The 24577-nt window shown below is 44.0% G+C and carries 17 protein-coding genes; 11 read left to right on the forward strand and 6 right to left on the reverse strand.

Annotation, left to right across the window (positions count from 1 at the left end; genetic code table 11):
* Positions 1-182: 182 nt before the first annotated feature.
* Positions 183-968, reverse strand: a complete 786-nt coding sequence (locus V144x_RS22480) for an inositol monophosphatase family protein (protein ID WP_144988392.1) — start codon at positions 966-968, stop codon at positions 183-185.
* A gap of 627 nt (positions 969-1595) precedes the next feature.
* On the opposite strand from V144x_RS22480, the gene V144x_RS22485 reads away from it, so the two are divergent.
* From V144x_RS22485 to V144x_RS22515, 7 genes are all read left to right on the forward strand, one after another.
* Positions 1596-2165, forward strand: a complete 570-nt coding sequence (locus V144x_RS22485) for an A24 family peptidase (protein ID WP_144988394.1) — start codon at positions 1596-1598, stop codon at positions 2163-2165.
* A gap of 53 nt (positions 2166-2218) precedes the next feature.
* Positions 2219-2638, forward strand: coding sequence for a TadE/TadG family type IV pilus assembly protein (locus tag V144x_RS22490; RefSeq protein ID WP_144988396.1), 420 nt, complete (start codon positions 2219-2221; stop codon positions 2636-2638).
* A 132-nt stretch (positions 2639-2770) separates the two neighbouring features.
* Positions 2771-3862, forward strand: a complete 1092-nt coding sequence (gene cpaB / locus V144x_RS22495; RefSeq protein WP_144988398.1) for a Flp pilus assembly protein CpaB — start codon at positions 2771-2773, stop codon at positions 3860-3862.
* Between the two features lie 62 nt (positions 3863-3924).
* Positions 3925-5187 carry a hypothetical protein gene (locus V144x_RS22500; protein WP_144988400.1) on the forward strand — a complete coding sequence of 421 codons (1263 nt, stop codon included), beginning with the start codon at positions 3925-3927 and terminating at the stop codon, positions 5185-5187.
* A 14-nt stretch (positions 5188-5201) separates the two neighbouring features.
* Complete coding sequence (locus V144x_RS22505; protein ID WP_144988402.1) at positions 5202-6554, forward strand: CpaF family protein; 1353 nt, start codon at positions 5202-5204, stop codon at positions 6552-6554.
* 11 nt (positions 6555-6565) lie between these two features.
* Positions 6566-7426, forward strand: coding sequence for a type II secretion system F family protein (locus tag V144x_RS22510; RefSeq protein ID WP_144988404.1), 861 nt, complete (start codon positions 6566-6568; stop codon positions 7424-7426).
* A 49-nt stretch (positions 7427-7475) separates the two neighbouring features.
* On the forward strand, positions 7476-8582 hold the full coding sequence (locus V144x_RS22515) for a type II secretion system F family protein (RefSeq protein ID WP_144988406.1): 1107 nt from the start codon (positions 7476-7478) through the stop codon (positions 8580-8582).
* Positions 8583-8663: 81 nt separating this feature from the next.
* Here V144x_RS22515 and V144x_RS22520 read toward each other — a convergent pair whose 3' ends face one another.
* Positions 8664-9977 carry a Gfo/Idh/MocA family oxidoreductase gene (locus V144x_RS22520; RefSeq protein ID WP_144988408.1) on the reverse strand — a complete coding sequence of 438 codons (1314 nt, stop codon included), beginning with the start codon at positions 9975-9977 and terminating at the stop codon, positions 8664-8666.
* Positions 9978-10296: 319 nt separating this feature from the next.
* On the opposite strand from V144x_RS22520, the gene V144x_RS22525 reads away from it, so the two are divergent.
* Positions 10297-10992: an FmdB family zinc ribbon protein gene (locus V144x_RS22525; RefSeq protein WP_144988410.1), complete on the forward strand. Its 696-nt coding sequence runs from the start codon at positions 10297-10299 to the stop codon at positions 10990-10992.
* Positions 10993-10996: 4 nt separating this feature from the next.
* Here V144x_RS22525 and arsC read toward each other — a convergent pair whose 3' ends face one another.
* The 4 genes from arsC to V144x_RS22545 are packed head-to-tail and all read right to left on the reverse strand — an operon-like array spanning position 10997 to position 15137.
* Positions 10997-11341 (reverse strand): arsenate reductase (glutaredoxin), encoded by a 345-nt coding sequence (arsC, locus tag V144x_RS22530; protein ID WP_144988412.1) that lies wholly within the window; start codon positions 11339-11341, stop codon positions 10997-10999.
* Positions 11322-12710, reverse strand: coding sequence for a sulfatase-like hydrolase/transferase (locus V144x_RS22535; RefSeq protein WP_197998584.1), 1389 nt, complete (start codon positions 12708-12710; stop codon positions 11322-11324). Before V144x_RS22535 ends, arsC begins: the two co-directional genes overlap by 20 nt.
* 20 nt (positions 12711-12730) lie before the next feature.
* Complete coding sequence (locus V144x_RS22540; RefSeq protein ID WP_144988416.1) at positions 12731-13561, reverse strand: sugar phosphate isomerase/epimerase family protein; 831 nt, start codon at positions 13559-13561, stop codon at positions 12731-12733.
* A 40-nt stretch (positions 13562-13601) separates the two neighbouring features.
* On the reverse strand, positions 13602-15137 hold the full coding sequence (locus V144x_RS22545) for a DUF1570 domain-containing protein (protein ID WP_144988418.1): 1536 nt from the start codon (positions 15135-15137) through the stop codon (positions 13602-13604).
* A 464-nt stretch (positions 15138-15601) separates the two neighbouring features.
* Here V144x_RS22545 and V144x_RS22550 point away from each other — a divergent pair, with 464 nt between their 5' ends.
* From V144x_RS22550 to V144x_RS22560, 3 genes are all read left to right on the forward strand, one after another.
* Entirely contained in the window at positions 15602-17872 is a 2271-nt protein-coding gene (locus V144x_RS22550; RefSeq protein WP_144988420.1) for a BatA domain-containing protein, read from the forward strand.
* Positions 17873-17888: 16 nt separating this feature from the next.
* On the forward strand, positions 17889-20438 hold the full coding sequence (locus V144x_RS22555) for a vWA domain-containing protein (RefSeq protein WP_144988422.1): 2550 nt from the start codon (positions 17889-17891) through the stop codon (positions 20436-20438).
* Positions 20439-20607: 169 nt separating this feature from the next.
* A complete protein-coding gene (locus V144x_RS22560) occupies positions 20608-24564 on the forward strand; it encodes a DUF4175 family protein (RefSeq protein WP_144988424.1) in 3957 nt (1318 codons plus the stop codon).
* Positions 24565-24577 lie beyond the last annotated feature (13 nt).

The following is a 24577-nucleotide window of genomic DNA, read 5'->3' on the forward strand; positions in this document are numbered from 1 at the left end:
TACACAACGAATCCCCCACACCCGTCCTCTAAAAGCTGAAAGAATGAGAGTCTTCCGGCCTTAAAAGCAGACAGTCACATATGTCCACATTTCATCAAAGTCAAATTCCCATCACGTCCCCTTTGACACTGTATATCATACGTCGTATTTTGGGCACATTAAAGAACGAATCTCAAAGCTGACTAAAAAAGAGGCTCAGCTAACAATGTTTGTAACTCGTTATGAATATTTGTTCCATTTGTTGCTAAAATACTAGGAATTTCAATGGAATAGGAACCGTCTTCGATGGATGTCACTGTACCTCCAGATTCACGGCAGATGAGTACACCGGCTGCCATATCCCAGGGTTTCAGATTGCCGGACCAGTATCCATCGACTCGACCGGCGGAAACATAGCATAAATTCAAAGCAGCAGACCCCGTACGTTGCACTGTCTGTGCTTCGGGTAACACTCTTAAAAATCGTTTAACGGCAATGTCTTGTGCTGAAGTCCCAACTGGTAAGCTGGCCACTACCATCGCTTGATCAAGAGACGGAAACTGAGAAGGGGTGATAGGCTCCCCATTTAACGTCGCTCCCTGCTCACGAAAGGCAGAAAACATCTCATCAGCATTAGGATCATAGACAACTCCCAAGATCAGTTCACCCTTAAATTCGAGGCCGATAGACACGCAATAGTAGGGGAAGCCGTGGACGTAATTTGATGTACCATCAAGCGGATCAATCACCCAACGATAGTCAGATTCTCCCTCCTGGTGAGCCAGTCCCTCTTCGCCTAACATATGATGAGATGGAAACTGCTGGCTGATATGTTCTACAATTGCCGTTTGTGATGCAAAATCAGCATCCGTTACCAGGTCGGCTCTTCCTTTTTCAGAGACTTGGAACTTGTCAACCCAATCCAGCAGGCATTTTGCTCCCAGTCGGGCAGCAGTCTCAGCAGTTTTTATCAATTCAGTGGAATTCAATGTGATACCTTCCTTGAAACGTGTTTTGAGCCGTTGTCCACATAGATCTCAAATCAGATTCCGAATGCCAATTCATGATGTCGCATTAGAATCAGATAAAGTCCTCAGAAAAACGTACCATTTTTTGGGTTATTACAATTATTCAATCTAATGCTATTCTAAGAATCTCATAACTGATCGTGAACCATCAGCATTTTGAATCTGTAATTCTTTTCCACCTTCATCGAATACTCAAAACTCCCTGCCTATCTGAAACACACATTCTCTGACTTCAATGATAGCAACCGCTTACGTTATTTTGCCGGGTCTATTTCACTAGTCCTAAGATTTATCTGCTGATTGGCTTGTCACCACGCAAACTATGACAGACAGATTGTAACGATTTTCACGATTGAACTAAGTAATACGATTGTAACTGATCTATCAATTCCATTAATCGGTGTTGCGTATTGCAAACAGTAAAGGAAGTCAACATGCGGAAATTTTTCAGATAAAATGCATCGGGTAAGAAACATGATGTATATTTTCAACACCTAGTAATAGGTACCAAATTGATGCACTCATATTGCTACCCATCAGTCACGGTAGAAATTTCATAACAAACAAATCTGATTGAAAAGACACCAAATGGATTTTCCGTTAACACAGCTCTCACTATATGTCATGGCAATAAGTGTGGGGATTTTCACAGTCATTGCAGCCATCACGGACCTCAAAGCGAGAAAAATCTATAACGTATTAACCGTCCCTTTCTTTGTTCTTGGTATTGTTTATCAAGCGGTTTTCAATGGCTGGGAAGGTTTGATGTATGGTGGATTAGGTTTTCTGGCAGGGTTTGGATCATTTTTCCTGATCTGGATCGTGGGTAGTGGTGCTGCCGGAGACGTGAAAATGATGGGCGCCTTATCTGTTTGGTTAGGTTTTAAAGCGACACTTGCTGTCATGATTGTTGGTACGGTCTTTGTGCTGTTTGGCTCATTTGCAATATTGTTCTGGAGTGTGATTACAAAGGGTACACGTAAAACGAAAGAAACCTATCTGGCAACTGGTAAGACCTTAAAGAGTAAAAAGAAACAGAAACCTGAAACAAGGGAACAAAAGCAAAAGAGAGGCCTGATGCCTTTTGCACTTCCTGTTGTATTGGCAACCTGGAGTGTGACGACCTGGATGGTGGTTAAATCTGTAGTACTCCAGTAGAGATCGTCTGCAGGAAAAAAAGAGATAAGAAAAACCGATGAAAGAATTCGACTATGAAATTCAAACGAATTCATAAAAGAACTAAGAAGCAAACAAAGCGAAGCGGGTTTCTGAGTATGGAACTCGTGTTGGTACTACCAATCTTCGGAATTGTTTTGTTTGCACTTTTGGAGTTTACACTCCTTTTTTACGCTCGCGCGGATGTAGTTGAAGCCAGCCGCATTGGTGCTCGCCTGGCAACGTTACCAGGTGTAACACAGGAAAATGTAGAACAAGAAGTACTCAAAATACTTCCACCACAATTAGGTCAAGGGGCTGTAATCCAAACTGAGCTGGGAGAACATGCAGGAGACGTTGTAACAGTTGCTGTTAGCATACCCATGTCACTGGCATCACCTAATTTACTTTGGCCCATTGGTTACGATTTAACAGAACAAAATTTGTATTCAGAGACCAGAATGATTAAAGAGTAAACCAAGAACAAACTTACTCAACATCATTTTTTATATATTGAAATAACCGTGTAGCCCTCCGACGAATTAACGGGAGGGAATGTTGGAAGCATTTGAATATACTGCTTCATTCAGTAATGGGAGATTGATCCGGTGAAAAGCCTGACCCCTGCAAAAGTGACTCTGTTGATGTTTGGCATCTTTGGTATCCTGATTGCAGCTTATATCGGAAAGAGACTACTGGCGGGAAAAGAAGAAGCACCGCCTGTGGCAACACGAAACATTCCTATGGCAATCAGTGAATTAGAGCCAGGTACGTTGGTTACTGAAGAGCACTTGGGATTAGGTCCGATCGCTATCAAAGATTTGAAGCCGGAAATGATGACTTCAAATCGTGTCATTGTCGGACGAATTGTGAAAGAGCCAATTCCAGCTGCTACTCCAATCTCAACCAGCCAGCTCTACCCTGCCGGAGAAACTCCACCTCTTAAAATCGATCCAGGAATGCGTGCCATCTCTGTGCCTCTTGAATCATCGGTTGATCTTGTAGATGGATTGATAAAACCAGGAGAATACGTTGATGTCCACATGACTCCCACTGGTATGACTGATGACAGACGCTTAAATGGCGGACTGACTCTCACCTTATTTAAAGGCGTACGTGTCATTGCCATCAATCGAAGCTATACACAAAGCGCTAATTCAAGACGAGGTACAAATGTGACACTTGAGTTAACTCCAGAACAGGCCAATATCATGATTCTCGCTCGTGACAAGGGTGATATCACGATGAGCTATAACCCAGAAGGCAAGGGAGATGGAGGCGTGGCTGTCAGTAGTGCAGATCGAGCAACACTGTATGAAATTCTGGGATTAAAAGCCCCCGAAAAAATAGCGGAGCCTCCCAAACCATTTGTAATCGAAGGCTATTATGGTTCCAGTCGCAGCGTAAATCAATTCGATCGTAACGGTTTGCGTATTGGTGATTATAACAATTTCAATCGTGGCAGTGGCCGTGCATTCAACTCCGGAGGATATCTCAATCCAGATTGGGGACGCGGTCAAGGATACGATTCCTATAACAGAGATTCTATCAGTGCTCCTGCAAACCGAGCATCAGGTCCCCAAGGTAATGGTCAAAGAGAAGTAGGGCCTTCCGCACAAAGAGGACCTCAAGGTACTACCAGTGGTAGACAGGCCTCGGGCACTCGTTCTTTTGCGCAAAACCGAAGAGTGGGGCGTTAAAGAACCACAGAAATTCTCGTTTTTATTATTCCAGTTGTCGTTGAGTATTGAATTTGACACTCATGAAACGTTATCCGAAAACCACCACCAGAGTATCACAGACCATCGCTGGTCGACGAGGGATCATAACCCCTCTGGCTGCGATGGTGATGCTAATTGTAATGGCAGGGATTGCACTAATTGTGAATCGCCTCTGGTTAGATGCGGCTTCTTTGGAAGTGACGACTTGTGTCGAAACAGCAGTGTTAGCGGCTGGCCATGAATTGGCATCTGATGAGTTGTTGAAGGAAAAACCTGATTTCCAGACTCTGATGAATCGAGCCGAAAAGACTGCCAACAAAGCAATTATTCTGAATACTGTCGCAGGGCAAAGAATTGGAATTCAATTGACCAAAGGTGACAATTTACTCTTTGGGAAATCGATTCCCGTGGCTGGTACCGGAGTGAGACAATTTGTTCAAACCGATAATCAACCAACGAGCGTTCAAATTAAAACGCATCATGCAAATCGACTTAATAACCCTGTGGCAGATTTCATGTCTGATTTAATGCAGACAAATCTGGGAACAGCCGGGGCGCAGATTGAAGCTTCCATTGACAACAATATTATTGGGGTCCGTCCTTTTGAAAATGTTTCTATTCCTGCATTTCCGCTGGCAATTCTGAAGAATGATCCTTCTGGAAAACACATGGAGACCTGGGAGCTTCAGATTGATCAGAAACAAGGAAAAGACGAATATCAATTCGATCCTGAAACTCAAACTGTCAAAAAAGGCTCTGACGGAATCCCGGAAATTCGACTGACAAGTAAACCACGTCGAGGAAATATTTCAGACGCGAATATGCAAATTCTGGACTTCGGCTCAAAGTTTAATTCTGAAATTGTTGATCAACAAATTTTATCAGGGTTGTCCGAACAGAATTTAAAAGACTTTCACGGTCAATTACTGTTTGATTCAGGATCAATCCAAATTGCCTGTAGCCCCAATATTGAAGATAGTGAGCAGGATGCGTTTCAGCGAATGATTGCTCAGTGCCGTATTTGTTTCTTGTATGACAAAGTCGATGCGACACCTCGATCTTTTAATGGAATTGCCGATTGCACAAATATGGTTGCCGGAAGAATTATGGCGATTAAGAGACTTGATAATCAGTCCTGCGAAATCATTCTTCAACCCGGAGTGATCACATCGCGTGCTGTGATTCTAGCAGAAATAAATCCATCTGAAACAGACTCAAATTCTGCTCAGAAAGCATCAAAAGAAAAAGACAACAAAGAAGAACGTCAAAATAAATACATTTACAAGCTTTATCTGACCCAGTAAGGGCGGAGATTAAAATGGTATTACAAAGCGAAACTACCGTTGAGACTTCAACAGTAGAAGCCAAAAAAGCCTTTCAAAGGTTGAAAACGCAACTGCATCATCAGATGGTCGACGCCATTGATTTTTCGAAAGCAGGAGAACTGCCTGAGGAAGATTTGCGTGTGAAGTTGCGAGGATTAGCAGAGCATCTCTGCATGCAACAAGATATTGAATTGAACCAAAATAATCGCGATGTGATGGTGCGCGAAATCCTGGACGAAATCTACGGTTTTGGTCCACTGGAACCATTAATGAGTGATCCTGACATCAGCGATGTGCTGGTAAATGGTGCCGACAAGGTTTTCATTGAACGTAACGGGGTTTTGGAACAAACCGATATCAACTTTGCTGACGACGAACACGTAATCCAATTGATTCACCGCCTTGTGGGTCGCGCCGGTCGCCGAATTGACGAAGTATCGCCGATGGTCGATGCCAAACTTCCCGATGGCTCCCGTTTAAACGCTGTCATTCCACCGTTGGCTTTAAAAGGTCCAACACTTTCTATTCGACGTTTCCGAACACAGGCTTTACTCTTTGATGATATGGTGCGAATGGAATCGCTAGCACCTGATATGGCAAAGTTCCTGGAAATCGCGGTTAATGGTCGCCTTAATATCCTGATTAGTGGTGGTACTGGTGCTGGAAAAACGACACTCTTGAATAATCTGAGCCGTTATATTTCTGGTAAAGAACGAATTGTCACCATCGAACAGACAGCGGAATTACAACTTCAGCAACCAGATGTGGTTTCTCTCGAAGCCCGACCTTCCAACATTGAAGGTCAAGGAGAAATTAACCAGAGAGACTTATTGAAAAACAGTCTTCGAATGCGGCCTGATCGCATCATTGTTGGTGAGTCGCGTGGCGGTGAAGTATTGGAAATGCTGCAGGCGATGAATACTGGTCACGATGGTTCGATGAGTACCGTTCACGCCAATGATACACGTGACGCCTTAGACCGGCTTGAGTTGATGATTGCACTATCAGGGGCAGAGCTTCCTAACACTATTGCCCGTCGTTATATCGCTTCAGCCGTTCACTTGCTGGTACACATTACTCGACTCCCCAATGGTAAACGAAAAGTTATGCGTATTTCGGAACTGATCGGGTTCCAGAATGGCGAATATATGGTGGAAGACCTGTTTGTCTATCGCATTACCAACGTTGATTCAGAAGGTGAAGTGCATGGATCATTTTATGCCACCGGTCATAAACCTGTTGCAATGAACTGGTTAACTCAGACTAACTTTAACGACTCCGAAGACCTCTTTCATGCACGTGAATTAGAATTAACTCAAAGACCATCAGACAAGCAGGATGAATAGGAGATTTACCGATGGCAACCGATGCCGCAATTAATACCCGTAATTCTGCAGATGATTTTTCCGAAATCCTCCGCGATCGAAATAAATATGCCACCACCGATTCTAAAGAAATTGGGAATCGTGTGAATGGTGGTTTTGATGAATTGATCGTCCAATCTGGAATCGACGCCCATCCAAGTGTTGTCTTGTTTTTCTGCTTGATGATGTCGATCCTGCTAGGCGGACTAGTCTTTATTTTACAGGAAAATTTCCTTTCCACATCGATGGCTGTAATGTTCGGGGCCATGCTACCTATCGGCTATTTAATTTTCCGACGCAGTCGACGCCAGAAACAAATCAATGAACAACTTTCGGATATGATTGACGAACTGGCTCGTTCTGCAAAAACGGGACGTAGCTTAACCCACTGTTTTATCGATGTCGCAGAAAAAACCGCAGCACCTTTAGGTGATGAACTCAAAAAGTCAGCCCGAAGGTTACAAATGGGCGTTTCGATGAAGGCGGCTTTGGATGGACTTTACGAACAAACCGGTGTAGCGAGTTTGAACATTCTTTCGATGGCATTAATCGTTCATCAGGAAACCGGGGGCGACCTGGTCAAAGTTCTTGAACGACTGGCAAGAACCATTCGTGACCGTATGTTATTTTTGGGTCGATTGCGAACAGCAACTGCCGGTAGCCGTGCGACGGCAGTTTTGATGATTGCCCTGCCCCCTTTGATTTTAGGGTTCTTCATCTTACGTGATTCAACTTATTTGACCACATTGATGGCGTCTTCCTGGGGGCGTGGAGCGACATTTACTGCTATCGCATTACAAGTAATTGGATCCATCTGGGTTCTAAGAGTCCTTAAAACAAGTCAACGTACCTGATCAAACTATAAATTAATGAGACCTGCCACAAGATGGCGAGGGCAATCCTATGTTTACACCAACAACAATTACAGTCTTTTATGCGGTTTGTGGTCTTATCATTCTGTGGATGTTGTATCGCATTATCCGAAAAAAGACTCCTCAGCCAACAGAGCAGGAAACTCATGAAGCTGTAATTGAAACTGAAGAAACGTCATTAACACCTTCAACGACTTCTTCAGCATCTGCCCCTGTAACGTGGAAAAACCGTCAGTTGTTTTCCTCTGATACTACAAGCGGACAAGATTCTGTGACCGCTCTACCACAAGTCGAAGCAGCCGATGTCCCCGTGATGGGTACTGATGACTATGTATTTGGCTCAGCGACCCCTGCCCTGGCTGAAATGATGCCGGAATCTGAAGGCAGACAAGTTCAAACGAAAAAAGAGTTACAGGCAGCGGGCTACTATCAACCACACGCTCTGCAAAACTTTTCTGCGATTCGTTATCTTTCGATTCTCGGCACACTCATGCTTTTTGGAATCGCATTGATCCTGGCACCAGAACGATTTGAAATCCCGATCCTGATTGGCATGATTCTGGTACCCATCCTTGTTTGGGCGACTCCATTCCTCTATATCACCAGCAAGGCTTCTGACCGAAGAAGTGAAATTGAACAGGGAATTCCCGATATGCTAGACATGCTCAACATGTGTGTGTCGCAAGGGATGATGGTTCCTCGTGCCTTGCAAAGAGTGAGTGGTGAATTAGGTAAAGTTTATCCAGCTTTGGCACAAGAGCTAAGAATTGTGATTGAACAGACAAATATTGGAACCTTTTCGCAAGCACTTTCGAATTTCAGTAAGCGAATTGACGTTCCCGAAGTTCATTCGTTCGCCTCTTTGTTGATTCAAACGGACCAAATGGGAACTGATGTGACATCTGCGCTTCAAGAATACAGTGATAATATGCGAGAAAGTCTGCAGCAACGTGCAGATGAAAAAGCCAACAAAGCAACGTTCAAACTACTATTTCCCACTGTTCTTTGTCTGATGCCTGCGATTTATATCTTCCTGTTGGGACCAGCGATTGTAGAACTTTCTAACTTCTTCAATTCTGGTGGAAGCGATAGTCTGAATAGTACGACTGATTTGTTCCGTGATCTTGGAAACCGTTAACCAGATCTTTGAATTCAATAAAAACTTCCTGGCGAGGTACCTCACCAGGAAGTTTTATATTTTGGTATGAATCAGTTGAGATTAGATCTGTGGCAGTTCCCAATTTTGTCGGTATTCTCGTCCCAGGAATCCATTTGCCTGTTCGTCATTGACAAAACGTGCTTGTTTTTTGTCAAAGTGAATTTCTCTACCGACTCGATAAGCAATGTTACCCAGGTGACATAAAGCACTTGAAGTATGGCCAATCTCAATATCAGAAGTTGGTCTGTTTCTTGTCTTGATGCAATCCACAAAATTGCGATGATGTGTTACAGCCTGATCACTGGTTCCGGAAGTAGCAGCCTCTTTCTGATCGTAAACTTTCCACCCCCCCCGATCGACCACAAGTGTTCCTCGATCCCCATAAAAAGCAGCGGCAGCATTACGACCTTCCATGCCATGCACGCTCCAAAGTCGATGCTCCCATAGAAGTGTTTTATCTGCATAACTAAACTGTACAGTTTGGGTATCTGGTGTTTCCTGATCGTCGTCAAAGAAATATTTTCCTCCTGAAGCGGATATTTTCTCTGGTAGTTCTACACCAAGGCCCCAGCGTGCAATATCCAGCATATGCACTCCCCAGTTGCCCATCTCACCAGTTCCATAATCCCAGAACCAGTGCCAGTTATAATGAAATCGATTTGGATTAAAAGGACGTTTCGCAGCCGGTCCCAACCAGAGGTCATAATTCACTCCGGTCGGAATTGATGCATTTTTCTTTTTACCGATTGGTTTCCGACGATGAATCATCCAGGCTTTAGCCAATTTAACGTTGCCTAATTTTCCACTACGTACAAAATCAACTGCAGATTGAAAATGCGCACCACTACGTTGATGAATTCCGGATTGAATCACACGCTGGTGCTTTCTCCCTGCCTCGATAATCTTCATTCCTTCATTGAAATTATGTGAAACGGGTTTTTCAACATAGACATCTTTTCCTGCCTGACAAGCCATGATTGCCATCAATGCATGCCAATGGTCAGGCGTCGCGATAACAACTCCGTCAATTTCCGGGTCATCCAGAACTTTACGAAAATCCGTTACGAAGTCTGGCCCTACTCCCTGTGCCTTTTCAATCGACTTCATTGCTGCAGGTATTACTGATTCATCTACATCGCAGATAGTTTTGAATCGGACATCGGAAAAACCAGCCATACTGGATGTTAAAAATTTCCCCTGCCCACGAACGCCAATCCCGGCCAAGACGACTCGTTCATTTGGCGAAGATTCTGCCAGTGATACATTACTGGCCAAGCCAACAACGCCCGCAGCCATTCCGGCAGCATTTCGCGCACTTCGATCTAGAAATTGACGACGATTCACGTCTCTTTTCAGAAATTCTTCTACGTCCACAAAAAACCTCTCGCTTAACTTACGGACTCATAAGAACTTTTGTATTTCATTCAGTTCATGGATTTATTATGCACAATTGAATGTCTATTATTATATCAGGTATAAGTACGTTTGTCAGACCTTCATTCTATGAAGGAGACCCATTTCTGTTACATTAAAATACGTGTCATCCCTAAGAACTGAACAAAAAATTCTTTGATTCTTTTTACTTGCTTTTCAACATGAATTCATTGTAGTAAAAATAGTTCTACAGACGTTATCAGTATGATGCACTAAACCAGTCCTCCAATCTTGAAAGCGATCAAAAAGAAACTTTCGAATGCCTATCAAATTTCGGTGTCAACATTGTGATCAACTCATGGGAATTTCACGTTCCAAAGCAGGCGAAATTGTAGACTGCCCGACCTGCGGTTTATCGGTGCGAGTCCCTGGTCTGGATGGTCAAATTGCCCCCATCCCTCAGCCTAAGCTGAATCTAAAAGATTCAGAGTTGTCTAATGCGCTGGATGAATTAGCGTCAATCGGTACTAACGTCACGCTTGACAAGCAAGTAAATTCCGATCTCGACCACGATCTTCAGATTCCTAATTCAACAGCCCCTGAACCTCAAGTCAAAGAGCCAGATTCAGCAGAGGCATTCAAAGCTATCCCAGTCAGAGAAATTAATCATAGTGCCCTGGTTCAACAAGTTGAAGAAATCAACCCGACTCCGATGCCGGCAACACCAGTAGCTCCCGTCAACCAGTCAGCAGCAATAGATCAAATCAACCCGACTGATTTAGACCATGAACACGAATTGACCAACCTGGCCAGCCTCGCACAAAAACGTGCCGCCGATATGCTGGTAGAAAAAAAGAAAGCGCGGTTGAAACGTTCTGCAAAGTATGAACTACCCACGGGAACCTGGGTGATTATTCTAATCACATTTGCTGCATTGACTTTTTCAATCGGTTTACTTGTAGGCAGAAATATGTCCAATGTGCTACCTGCCTCTCCAAACGCAACTCAGAATTAATACTTTATAAGAGTTCGTTGACATTCTCTGGAGGCCGTCCCAGTACAGCTTTTCGTCCCTTGACCACGATGGGTCGTTCAATCAATGTGGGATGCTCTACCATAACGGCAATCGCTTCTTCGCGAGACATCTCCTGTTCAGCAAGATTCAGTTCGCGATAAATTTTTTCTCCTTTACGCATTAATTCTTGCGGCTCTCGATTTAACTTTTTCAATATGGAATCCAACTCTTCAGCAGTCGGAGGTGATTTTAAATATTCGATGACTTGTAGTTGATTACCCGACTCTTCAATCAGAGCCAGTGCTTGACGACTCTTACTACAACGTGGGTTATGATAAATTTTGATCATGTTTTTTGCTCTGCTCAAGTCGAGAGGAAAACTGTGCTACGACTTCAGGTAGTTGTGCATGCAACTCGTAGACATCCCATCGGTCCATCGGCTTTTGATAAAGTTGCGTTGTCAGGTTATCACTCAACATTTCAGTCTCTCCAGAATCGAAAGACTCCCGATTAATTGCTAGTCGCAGATAATAAAAATCTGTCGAACGTAATGCAATAGCCTGATCACTGGCGGCATAAATTAAGGGCTCAGAAAAAGCCTTTCGATCAAGAATCACATCGAATAAATTATTTCCAAGGTTGGAATCTATCTCGAGTGGTTTTCCGAACCAGGATGATATTGAGACTGGAAGATCTGCTGGCTGCGAGAGAAATTGCCGTCTGTTACCTTGCTGTTCATTCTTAGAATCGTAAATAAACAAAGGTACGTGGCTTATTTCTTCAAACAGCCCCCAGTCCTCTGCTTGCCGAACTGGTCCTAGAAGTGCGTTTCCGCCCTTCGCTGCTGTCACTATCAATAGAAATGAATGTGTTTCTGCATAATCTAACATTTGATCGAGGAAACGTCCAAACCATTGATCGAGCAATGTTACATAACCTGCATAGATGGCCCGTGCCATCTGTCGTTCATGGTCATCGAGTTCAGACCACTCTTCAGGATTGGTAAATAACTCAGCGACAACCGTGATCAATTCCAGCCAGTCCTCTGGATCAAGATCTGGTTCTGAATAATCCGACGGTTCATCTTCCTCTGATAAGCTTTGCTCAGCATGATCTCCTACAAGATTAACTTCATCAAAATTCTCTTCTTCCGTATCTCCCTGATCGAGTACTTCATCAAGATACAACGTAGAGAAAAACTCCGGAGCTAACGGAGATAAGGGAACCCCTGTGGACCGAATCCAAATTAATCGCTCTTGAGAATCTTCCATCCACTCTGGCAGTCGTTCGATTGCAGCTTGCATCAACTGCGCTATGGGAGTTTTGTCTTCGCTGACTTTGAATCCATTTTTCCCAACTATTGTCTCGACTTGATCGAATTCTACAAAATAATTCTCTTGAGATCGATCAGTTGCATTGCGCCCCGTTTGACTATCTGATTCCACTAGCAAGCTTGACTTCACACCTTTTGTCTTAAGATGTGAAACGAAAGAAGCTCTGTTTTGTTCGCCTGCTTCAAACACATCTGGAATGGTTTTCCCGGTCCACCAGGGAAACGAGTTTTGGGTGGTGCGCAAATCATTGGCAAAATGTTGATCAAAAAGAATGGAAAGTGAAGCCAACCGGTCAAAGTTTGGTGTTTCGATCCACTGATGGCCGTAGCAGCCCAGCATACAAGCTGGCAATTGTTCAAAGCTGACGATAAACGCTTTTTTCATATCACTATATGTACCTGTCATCAACTCAGGGAGTCAAACCAAGCCTTACACCGCACAGCATATGCACGTGCGTCGGCGGCGGTCACAATGCCCTCTGCCTGATGAACTGTAAAAAAGCGATGATAGTCGACTGCTTTTAATCCGGACATCATGTACTTGAAGTCAATTCCTCGCCCGCTTTCATCCCAATAAGGTAATAATTGAAAAGGGCGATCCCCCAGACACCAGGTTTCAAGATGATCAGGACCATCCGTTGTGATCACTAAGTTCTGAACATAAACATTCATGAGCCAGGGCAGAATTTTTTTGAGTGTTGTCTCCCCGTACTCTTGACCACACATCAGTAAACTTGCCGGTTCATAAATCAGACCAAAATTGGGACGATCAATTTGATTCAGAATGACAACAGACTTTTCTACTTCCTCAAAGAGACAAGCTGGGTGGAACTGATGTACCAGTTGCATACCTCGTTCCGCAGCAAGATCGGCAGCTCGTTGTGCATGGAGAATGTCTGCTTCAGATTTCAAACAGACTCGAATCATTTTACATCCCAGCGTCTCGGCCACATTCAAACTGGGTTCGATATCTTTTAGTGCTTCAGGTGCCTGATCGTTATTTTGTGGAATATTAAAATCAGCTGTAACCATTGAAACGACTAGACCTACCCGATCCACTATGGACCGAATCTGATCCAGCTCTGACTGCGAACTCTGAGTACCTACCACACTGGCACGCATACAGAGTGCAGAATAACCAGACTCAACAGCGATATCCGCTAATTCTGTAAATGAAATATTTAACTTTGTCTTGCAAGCAGCTTCAGCAATTCTCACTGAAAGTGAAAGCTTCATCTTTTACCTTTCAACCAACCATAGAGTGCAATCTCAAACATTAATTTGAGGGAGTTATCGTTCTGCGATAAAAAACAGGAACCGGTAAGTTACCCTCGGCCCATTCTTTTGCAGTTTTACTGTTCGTATAAGCAGATTCCACCTCAACATGGTATGTTTTCCAATTGCCTCCTAAACCGCCCTGCATCAATTGCTTAGCATTCTGTGGCTTCAGCTTAATTTTCTTACGAATTCCGACATTAGGCAAGTACCACTCAGCATAAGTACCAGCATTTGTCTGCACTGTGACATGAAAGGTCATGGGACGAAAGGGAGAAATGTTCTGCAGCCAACCTTCTATTCGCGGAGGAGCAAGCCGAGAGTATGATGTCGCCTTCATTTTCACGATGGCCATCTCCTGCTTATGTTTTTCCAGATGAACGGTTCTGTCGTCTAAGGGAGGGAGCTTCAGCTTCTGCTTTAGAATCGATTGCACTAATTCGACTTTAAATTTAAGTTGCAAAGACTCCGGGCGGACTTTCATAATTTCAACAAACTCTTCGTATTGTTGCTTTGGCGATGACACTTCGAAAGGTTCTTTCGCTGAAAGATTCTGCACGTAAGTGAGATACTCCTTCGGATACTGGTTGACCAACATCCAATGCAGACCCCAGGCATGCACATAAGCATCGCCTGATAAAATGCTACCGCGAAATACTCCATTGAGGGCAACCACTTCTCCCCAATTCAACAATTTTGCGACGCCTGACATCAGAGCATAATGTGAATTAATTCGCTCGGGACTTACATTGATTCGATCCCCTTTACCTTCAAATCCGGTTGCAATCCCCTCCATAAACCAGGTTGGAATCGGCGCAAATCGCTTCACAACACCTCGATTGGATGTCTGTAAATGAATGGCTTCATGTAAAGGAGTTTCAAAAGAACTACATTCACTCATTCGAAGAATCAAATTGTTAGAAACGCTTGAATAATAGGCTAATACATTCTTGACACCAGCCCCAAGTGAAGTTGTTTCTTTAGCATAAGCTTCAAAATCATCATCTGATTCGAAGATGAGCATTGCCATTGGAAATTCATAATCAGTTAATTCGATGCCCATTTTTTTACTATAAGTTTCGAAGATGACTTCCACATTTTTTAAGAATCGCCCTGCTTTCTCCAGAAACGTTTTTACGCGGAGTTCTGTCCTGTCAGACCCATCCAATGGTGCAGCCAGTACAACCCCCACAAGGAATGGGCTCTGCAAATGAAATCGAAATTTTTCAGTACCAAATTTCTTTGATAACTCCTCAGACATCTCTTTCACTGTCAGAGGCCTGGGGGCTTCTTTCAGCATGCGTTTTTTGATTTTTCCCTGTGGAACAAGACGGATAGACCCATCGGGTAGTATTAAAGCATGCAGCATCTCTCCCCGTCTCTTTCCAGATCCATAGAGCATTGCCTCAACGGTGACTGACTGGCCAGATTCATCTACATAGGTAAAGAGATCTGCCTGAAGATTCTGACTATAGAGATTGTACGAAGACACAAAAATGAAGAGGCTCAGGATATGTTTGAAAACACGATTCAACATGTATTTACCTTATCGCGTCAGGAACGCTTTGACCGTTTTTATATGATTGAATATTTAAGCTGGGGATTTAGATCGAAGATTTAACGTTCAATCTGAGCTGTTCAGCACTTAAACATTTCCTACTTACTATGTTGAAAGAGACGATAAACAGAATCATTACTAACAAAGACCGGCTCAATTTCGTATTAGCTATGACTATGGATTTAAGTTCATCAAATCATTTCGTGTTTTTTAGTAGAAAATAAAAAAACACTTCACATGCTTACATGAACTCGTTCAGTCCATCATAATCAATCATTCGTCAATTCCAAACCTTCCGCCGCAAATCTGTTTTTATCTCCGACTTAGAGTGTTAATTATGTAAGCAATACCATTTACGACGATTTCAACATATAATTATATACGAACCAGATTTTAAACGATTCCCATGCAAACTCTTCATCTCGCACATAGTTTCAGCGATAATGACATTTGATTTCCTCAATCCGATGATGCTGCTAGGCCTGTTGGGCATTGCGTTACCCATCTTAGTACATTTACTAAGCCGTAAACGCTATGACGTTGTTCAGTGGGGCGCTATGCAATTTCTGCAATTGGGACGGCGCACCAGACGTAAAATCCGGCTGGAAGGTTGGCTGCTACTAGCAATTCGCATGCTGCTCATTGCACTCATCGCATTGGCATTGGCCCGTCCCTGGGTTTCTGGCGGCTTTTTATCAAAATATATTTCGACACAATCTCGCGATGTCGTCTTCATCATTGACGGCTCTTACAGCATGGGGTGGGAGGGTGAGGCAACAACTCCTCATTCTGCTGCAATACAGTGGGTTCACCGCTTTATGGAAGAATTGAATCCTGGCGATACGGTTTCCATCATCGATGCCCGCAATCAACCACGGCTGGTAACGGAGTCACCTACACATCAGTTTGCAGCAGTACGAGAAAAATTAAATCATCTCCCCCCGCCTTCCGGCGCATCGAATCTGGCAAATTCGATTTCCAAAGCCATTCAAACTCTAAGTACAACAACTAACCTGGAACGGGAAATCATCATTCTGACGGATGATCAAGCACTATGCTGGACTCCAGAAGATCCGATCCTCTGGGAACAGGTGCAGGATCTACTGCAGCAATCAGCAATTCCGATTGACCTGTGGGCCACAAATGTTTCCGGGGAAAGAAATCAGGGATTACAATCAAATTTACGAGTAGGACAACTGGCTGTCTCACGCGAAGTCTGTGTCAAAAACCTCCCTGTAAAAATTTCGACGACCATTCGTTATGATGGGCCGGAGCCTACTCTGATCTGTCCGGTGTATTTCGAGGTAAATGGACAGCGTATCAAAGAAAAAACCCAATCTGTGAAAATCGAAAATCACGGAGAAGCAGCTATTGAATTCCAACATCGATTCGAGAATGAAGGTACTCATGTGGTAAGCGTCGTACTCGATTCGGATCAGCTACCGGGTGATGATCGATCTGATGCCGCATTACACGTCACTAGCGCGCTACCTGTTCTGCTGGTTGATGGGACCCCCAACTTTGATGCAACAAGAAGCGAAGTTTTTTTCGCCAATTTAGCATTAATGGCTCCCACTAATCGTACCCCCTGGATCCAGACAACCATTATCGAAAAAGAACAGCTAACAAGCGAGATCCTAAAAAACCAGGCTGTTGTCATTCTGGCAAATGTTGATGCACTCACGGAAGTCCAAGCAGGAGCGTTGATTGATTTTGTCAATCACCAAGGTGGGGGAGTGATGATCACGTTGGGCGATCAAATTGATGTTGAACAATATCAGAAGTTATTGTTCCATCCTGAGGGCTTAATCCCTCTCAAATTAAAGACCCGTGAAACGAGTAGCGGTGTCGAATTCGGAAATCTGACCCAAATTAAGTCAAATAGTTTACAGACACCCTGGTTGACACGATTTCGTGGAGAATATGCAAACGGACTCACCTCAGCCCGCTATAATCAGTGGTGGGATGTTTCGATTGCAAATAAAAAACCTCTGCCAGATGATAAGACAGAATCAGAGACGAAACTTCAAACGGCTCCCATTGAAATTGCCCAGCTCTCTAATGACAAACCACTGATGCTCTTGATGAATCATCAACGCGGCCGCGTGCTCTTAATGACATCATCGCTCGATGCAGATTGGAATAATTTACCTGCCAAACCTGATTACGTCCCCTTCTTACATGAAGCAGTTTTTGAACTTTCATCCGGCCGTGTGTTTCGCAATATCAATACTGACGAACCGATTGTCGTAGGAGTGCCAGCCAAAACAACCATTGATGAATTAGAATTCCTGGATCCCAATAGTGAACCTGCGACAGGAACGATCGACGAATCTACTAATGGCTCAACCTTTCATTGTTCACAAACATCGTTGCCCGGCATTTATGCTTTGAATCCGAAACCTGGTTTTAAGACAGAACTCAAGCCAGACCGCTTTGTCGTCAATTTTGACCGCAGTGAATCAAATTTGACTCCGCTCTCTGAAGAACAACAGAAAACCCTGACTGATGAATACAAACTAACATTTTTTAAAACACTGGATGAACTGAAACAGGCTATGTTTTCCGACGTCTCGGAAACGGAGTTCTGGAGAGTTCTCTTATTGTTCTTTCTGCTTTTAATGATCGGAGAGTTATTTCTCACCCGGCGACTTGTACAAGGTGGCCATAGTGCGCTCCCTGATGGTTTAGAACAATCAAACAATACACTGTAGTAAGACCTCTACTAATATGAGTGAACGGCACTTTCAGTTTAATGGATTTGAATTAAGCGGGTGGACTATCGTCGGAGTCTGCGCTGTAATTCTGGCGATCTTCACCATCGTTCTGCTGTTTCGTTATGAGCGTCGTTTAGTCTCCCACTCAGTTGGAAATACGCTTATCGCTCTCAGAGTGGTCGCACTTGTATTAATCTTGTTCACGTTTCTGGAGCCCGTTCTTACCTGGTCTTTCAATACCGAAAAGACGGGACGGCTCATCGTAGCCCTTGATGTCTCTGACAGTATGAATACCCAGGATCGACACGCTACTGATCTGGAAAAACTGCGATTGGCGCGTGCTCTGAAAATGATCGGCAACAAAAAAGTTGATAGTCGGCTTGATCGCTGGGAAGCCGCTTACGCTGCGAATAAGGAACCAGAATGGGTTGACGAAAATGAAACCGCCAATCCCGAAAAGAAGGCGCAATTAGCCAGTAGTCGCAAAAGCAACCTTCAATCCATTTTTGAAGAACTTGATCAACTCTCCCGTAAGGAAGTTGCGCAAAAATTGCTCTTGAATCCCGCGAATCCCATTCTGGAGAAATTGCAAGAGCGAGGACAAGTTGATCTGGTCCTCTTTGCAGGTGATGCCATTTCTACAGAAAAGGAAATCTTGAATACCACACTGACTGATGTGCCTGACCAGGTCCACATGGAACTATCGAATCTCTCGCAAGCGCTCAAATCTGCCCCGAGTAATTCAGATACAGGTGCTGCCCCCATCTCCAGTTATATTCTGCTGACCGATGGACGAGATAACAGCCAGCTTGATCCTGTTTCTACGGCAGAACAACTGGGGCAGATGCAGATCCCCGTTTATCCGGTTGTACTCGGGTCAGCATATCAACCAAAAGATATTTCTGTTTCCGCACTCGATTTTCCTCAGACTGCGTTTAAAGATGATCGACCATTATTAAAAGCTCGTATTGGCACAAATGGGTACGAAGGCAAAGACGTCCGTGTCATCTTGAAACAAAATGATCGTGAGCTTGACGTAAGAAATTTCACCGCTCGGGGCAAGAGCAAAACTCTTGAATTTGAATTGAAGGCAGACAAACTTGGAAGACAGGAATTTACGCTGCAAACAGATATCTTGCCGGGAGAAACTCGTGACGATAATAATGAAAAAAACTTTGCCATTAATATCGTTGATGATAAGTCCCATGTCTTGCTGGTTGATGAGACGGCTCGCTGGGAATTTCGTTTCTTGCATAATGCTTTGCAGCGTGATAAGCGAATCGATCTGGAACAGGTTCTATTCGAGCAACCTTATCTAGGACTCTTACCAAAACCGTTCTTTCCAAATCAATTATCAACAAAAAAACCTCCTGAAAACGAACCACCAAACCAGGATAAAAGTTCAAATCCGTTTGGTGAAAAGGATTTGATTATCATTGGAGATGTTTCACCCAATCATCTCAAAGAGGAGAATTGGAATCATATCAAAAAATTTGTCGCAGAACAGGGAGGCACTCTGGTGCTACTGGCAGGGAAAAAATATCTTCCCTTAGCACATCGCTCTGAAATTCTGGAAGAATTACTACCACTCGATAAAATGAAAATGGTGAACTGGAATCAGGCGAATTTCAAAGTACCTCCTGCGGAACGAGGTATGCGTCTCAGACTCACTCCAGAAGGAGAAAAAGAGTCACTGTTCCAGTTTGATGTGACTCCGGAATTCAACCGTGAGATCTGGGATCAACTACCAGGACACCTCTGGTTCATCCAGGGAGATCAAAAACCAGGAACAACAGTCTTAGCCTACGGCGTCTCTCCATTCAACGCTCCCCTGGACGAAAGCAAAGATGGCGTCATCATTCATCGTCATTATGGAGCCGGTCAAGTGATCTGGATTGGCATCGATAGTACTTGGCGCTGGCGGTTTCGTGTAGGCGACCGCTATCACCATCGCTTCTGGGGACAATTAGCACGCTGGGCTGCGCGTAACAAAGCAGCCGCAGGTAATGAATTTGTCAAATTCAGTTTGAGTAAAACAGATATCTATGCCGGCGAAATCTCGACCGCCACCGCGCGTTGGACGCAGGCGTATCTTGATCAATTCCCGGATGTGAAATCTACCGTTGCGATTTACAAAACCACAAACCCGGAAAAAGTCATTAATTCATTCGAATTAATCAGACAAAAGAACCAGCCACTCATTCATGAAGCCAACATTCCACCGCTTCCGGCGGGTGAATATGAACTCAAACTAATGACCTCCACTGAAGTAACCCAAGGAAAGGAAATCACAACTCCTTTGTTTGTTCATGAAATTAAAACGATTGAGTTGGGTAATTTGACTTCGAACCCGCAATTACTTACAGAAATCGCTGAGTCCAGTGGAGGGCAATTACTGACTCCCCAGACCATGGACCAACTCTTGGAATTATTGCCCTCATTAAGCCAGGAAACGACGAATCAGGACGAAATATCGCTTTGGGATCACTGGTTTATTCTCGTTTTGATCATGGGTATTCTCACCGTGGAATGGGCCATTCGCAAATTGAATGGTTTGCCTTGAAAAGATTTTGGGCTGTAAACCATTTTTTCATCACTATTTACCACCAAATTTTGTTACAATATCGGGGTATCTGGTCTGCGAAGTCATTCTGATGATACAATAGCTAGAGGTACAGGCTCAATAATTTGCAGCTTTCAATTTGAATAACCACTTCCCGCAGAGATCAACTATGGATGGGCAGTTAACTCTTTTTGTGAACGAACTGAAACGACAGTTAAATCAGCTTGACCGCAGAATCCGTTCGTTGGCTCTGTTACGCGGACTCGGTTTGGTAATTCTCGTTCTGATTTGTTTGATCACGTTACAAATCAGTCTGGATTTTCTGTTCTCATTAGACACAACCGCACGCGTTGTCTTGAGTTCTCTCTCTCTAACGGTTTTGGTCGGCTGTATTTGGTTTGCGATGCTACGCAGGGTATTTCATAAAAGGACGCCTGTCGAATTGGCTGCGATTGTGGAAGAATCGCAATCGACGCTCAACGAGCGACTGACATCTGTACTGGAATTGTCATCGGTTCAAAATGAATCCAGCTCGATTTTAATGCGGGAGCATTTAGCAAAAGAAACGATTGCTTCGCTTACAACATTCAATATCACAGATTCTGTCCCCTCTGATCGTGCCATGCGGTTTATCATGAGTGCGGGAATCGCCATCCTCCTGTTTTTAACTCCCTTACTCGTCTGGCCTGATGCGTACAAACTGTTACTTTCGCGAAGTGTGATTCCCTGGGGTAATTTTGCAACCGTCAGTTCGCTTTACTTTGAAGTTCAACCGGGAGACGAAACAGTTGCGCGCGGCAAAGATTTGCAAATATTAGCAACTCCTCGCTGGCACACAAAACAGCCTGAAACAATCAAAGAAGTGTGGATTGAATGGGAAGACTCACAAGGCGAACCCTTTTCCAGACGTATGGATCTAAACGAGACAACAGGGCAATACACTACTCAGTTTCCGCGCCTGCTGAGTGGATTCCAATATATTATCACTACTGAACGCAGCCGGAGTAAGCGATATACAATTCAGATTTCTGAGCCTCCTTCGATCACTGATACTCTTTTGACGATCACGCCACCTGGATATACGCACGAAAAACTACAAGAGTTCACAGTGCTACCCAGCGAAATCAGCGTTCCTGAACAGAGTCAATTTAAAATCAATCTCACCTTTGACCGCGCTGTTAAAGATGCGACGCTTCAATACCAGCATTATTTAGCTGGCTCCGATAACCAACAGCGCCCCCCAGTTGAACACCAAAAATTTGTATTGAGTGAAGACCGGTTATCAGCACAACTCGAACTTCCTGTCCATAAAAAAAGTTTTGTGTTCCATATTGAATTCATAAGTGAAAAGGGAAATTTGACGACGAAAACATCGGAACATCTTGTAAAAGTGATTCCAGACCGCGCCCCTGAAATTGAAATTTCTCTTTATAACCAGTCAGAATTCTTTAAGCCTGACCAAACACTCTCTGTTCCCGTCAAAGTCATCGATGATTATTCTGTCAAAGAACTGGAAGTCCATGTTCAAAAATTGGATGAGAAACCGATCCTGATCAAAGTTCCTGCGGAACAGTTGGAAACAAAATCGGTCAGTCATGAGTTTAAAATTGACCTCAAGGAAATCAAAGCGAAACAAGCTGATATCTTTACTTATCGAGTCCGTGCTGCTGATAATCGAGAAGTCCCCTCACCAAATGTTGTCTGGTCAACTCCACGTGTTTTCGGAATTGATAAAAATGCCGAAGAGCAACTTTCAGCAGGAGTGATCTCTCGCCAACAGAAACTGCGAGATGAACTTAGAAAAATTCAAGAGGATTTTAAGAAACATCAGAAAGCCGTTGATCAAAAAATTGCAAATTTAAAGCAGCCAACGGAAAAAGGAAAACTAAAAGGAGAGGATCAACAAGAATTACAAGAGTTGAGCAAAGAAGAACGCAAAATCGCGCAACGCCTGGAAACCTTAGCCAATGATTTTCTACAGCTGCCCCTCTATCAGAAACTGGCAGAACAAACGCAAGAGGTTGCACGTCATGATTTCGTCAAACATCATGACACACTGAAATCAGCGGCTGATAAAGAAACTGTTGAACAGGCTCGAAAAGAATTGAGTTCAACTCCTAAGGCGATGTCTGCAACAGACAAGAAACTCGATGATCTTGCTCAGCAGTACGAGAAACTGGTTGAGTTAGAGAATGATTTACTCAATCTGAATCGGCTAGCCGAAGAGACAGACCATCTTGCGAATGATTTGCTTGCCTTTAACAACAAAGTAGAGTCTGCGACTCAACAGCCAGATACAAAAGCAAATGAAAATCAAAATAATCCGAATTCACAAAAAAAACAGCATGCGGAAAAGCAAAAGTTGTCGCCCGAAATCGAACAGGATCTGGCTAATTTTCAAAACGAACTGAAACACCGCCAGTCGCGACTTTCCGAGGATTTAAACAACTTACTGAAACGCAGGCCGGAGTTGGTAGATGCGGCTCGTAATTTCCAATTAAAGCAGCTCGATTCGCTGGTAAATCAAACTTCTCAGCTTGTCGAGCCACAAAGACAGCTTGCTCAGGCAATGCAACAGCAGGCACCTTTAGCGGCCAGTAAACCTGCTACGAATGAACCTCAAACTGTTTCTACCCCTGGAAATGAAACCGCTAAAGGTCCTGAGATCCAAACGGCAGCAGCCGGTCCTGGGGATTCTGAACCGGTGAAAACAGCACAAGCAACCGAACCCCAAATGAGTCCCAATAATCCCCCTGCAGCTCAGAATCAGTCAGAATCTGTTCTGGATTTACAAAAACAACAACAAGATCTAGCCGCAGCTGCAACAAATTTTGTGTTGGAAGCAGCACAAGAATTTGGCCCCCAATCTGAACCGACTCGCAAAGCGACTCAATTAGCCGAAGAGTCAATCAAGGCGCAAAAAGAAGCCAATGCCGGTCGCTTACATGAAGCTAGCCAGGCTGCCAATCGTGCCGCCAAAATCGCCGAAGAAATCATGAGTGCACACGAGGCGCAAAATAAAGATCAGACAGAACGAGACGCCTTTAAAGAACAAACTGAGAAGCTTGCGAATATGCAGCAAGAGCTCGCAGGAAAACTGGAAGAAGCTTCCACATCAGAAGCTTTGCGTCAGGAGGCACTTAAAAATTCACAGCAAGCCTTGGCACAACAAACGAAGGCATTGTCGGAACAACTGGCAGAAACTTCACAAAAGCTAAACACGAATCCGATTGGATTGAAAAAAGAGGGAAAACAAGCGGAACGCACCCAACAGAAAACTGCAAAAGCCGAACAGCAAATGCAGAAAGCAGTAGAAGATCTCTCGAAAGAAGACCTCAAACGCGCGTCGCAACAAGCCCAACAAGCAGCCAGGACCCTGCAAGAAGCGGCACAACAGGCTCAAAAATCGAGGCCACAGCAACCGACAGAGACTCCCGTTCCTGAAAAGGTCGGTAATCAGGTTACCGATGCCGCGATGCAACTACGTAACGCACAAAAACAACTTGAACAAACCCCTGAGTTTAAAGCTGGTGACCAAACACTGGCTCAAAAGAGCCAGGCGAAATCCGGAGAATCGAACTCAAAATCAAATCAAACTCAGTCATCACAACAAGAAGACTCTCAAGCCAGAGATCAAAACAAATTGGAGGACACAAAGCGCGGGAATGACGCACAATCCTCGAAAGAACAGGTCGCCCAGAATTCAAAAAGTCAGAGTCAACAATCGAAATCCGGAAAACCTTCTCAGTCCTCGTCATCTAAAAAAGCGGCAGAAGCGCTGAAACGTGCAGCAGAGTCGCTTTCACAGGCAGCGACAGAACTGAAATCAAAAGCTCAACAAGGCTCGAATCCCGGAAAAGGACAGGAATCACAGACCGCATCCAAAAATATGGCTTCTGGAAAGGGGCAAGGCCGAAGTGAAGGCGGTGGCGCCAGAAATAGTGTCGATTTTTCGCAACTCAAAACGAAGTTAAAAGCAATGTCCAGTCGAAACTGGGGAGAACTCCCGGGCAACCTGGATACGGAAATTTTGCAAGGCTCGCGAAGCAAAACGGATCCGGAATACGCGCGTTTGATCAAACACTATTTTGAAGCAATTGCCAAATCGAAACCTGATAACAACTAAGCCTTAGATTCAA

It is taken from the genome of Gimesia aquarii (genome assembly GCF_007748195.1).
Taxonomy (GTDB): domain Bacteria; phylum Planctomycetota; class Planctomycetia; order Planctomycetales; family Planctomycetaceae; genus Gimesia; species Gimesia aquarii.

Coding starts and splice junctions, on each gene's coding strand:
- V144x_RS22485 (WP_144988394.1), top strand. CDS start 1,596: ATGGATTTTCCGTTAACACAGCTCTCACTATATGTCATGGCAATAAGT.
- V144x_RS22490 (WP_144988396.1), top strand. CDS start 2,219: ATGAAATTCAAACGAATTCATAAAAGAACTAAGAAGCAAACAAAGCGA.
- V144x_RS22500 (WP_144988400.1), top strand. CDS start 3,925: ATGAAACGTTATCCGAAAACCACCACCAGAGTATCACAGACCATCGCT.
- V144x_RS22505 (WP_144988402.1), top strand. CDS start 5,202: ATGGTATTACAAAGCGAAACTACCGTTGAGACTTCAACAGTAGAAGCC.
- V144x_RS22510 (WP_144988404.1), top strand. CDS start 6,566: ATGGCAACCGATGCCGCAATTAATACCCGTAATTCTGCAGATGATTTT.
- V144x_RS22515 (WP_144988406.1), top strand. CDS start 7,476: ATGTTTACACCAACAACAATTACAGTCTTTTATGCGGTTTGTGGTCTT.
- V144x_RS22525 (WP_144988410.1), top strand. CDS start 10,297: ATGCCTATCAAATTTCGGTGTCAACATTGTGATCAACTCATGGGAATT.
- arsC (WP_144988412.1), bottom strand. CDS start 11,341: ATGATCAAAATTTATCATAACCCACGTTGTAGTAAGAGTCGTCAAGCA.
- V144x_RS22535 (WP_197998584.1), bottom strand. CDS start 12,710: ATGAAAAAAGCGTTTATCGTCAGCTTTGAACAATTGCCAGCTTGTATG.
- V144x_RS22540 (WP_144988416.1), bottom strand. CDS start 13,561: ATGAAGCTTTCACTTTCAGTGAGAATTGCTGAAGCTGCTTGCAAGACA.
- V144x_RS22545 (WP_144988418.1), bottom strand. CDS start 15,137: ATGTTGAATCGTGTTTTCAAACATATCCTGAGCCTCTTCATTTTTGTG.
- V144x_RS22550 (WP_144988420.1), top strand. CDS start 15,602: ATGACATTTGATTTCCTCAATCCGATGATGCTGCTAGGCCTGTTGGGC.
- V144x_RS22555 (WP_144988422.1), top strand. CDS start 17,889: ATGAGTGAACGGCACTTTCAGTTTAATGGATTTGAATTAAGCGGGTGG.
- V144x_RS22560 (WP_144988424.1), top strand. CDS start 20,608: ATGGATGGGCAGTTAACTCTTTTTGTGAACGAACTGAAACGACAGTTA.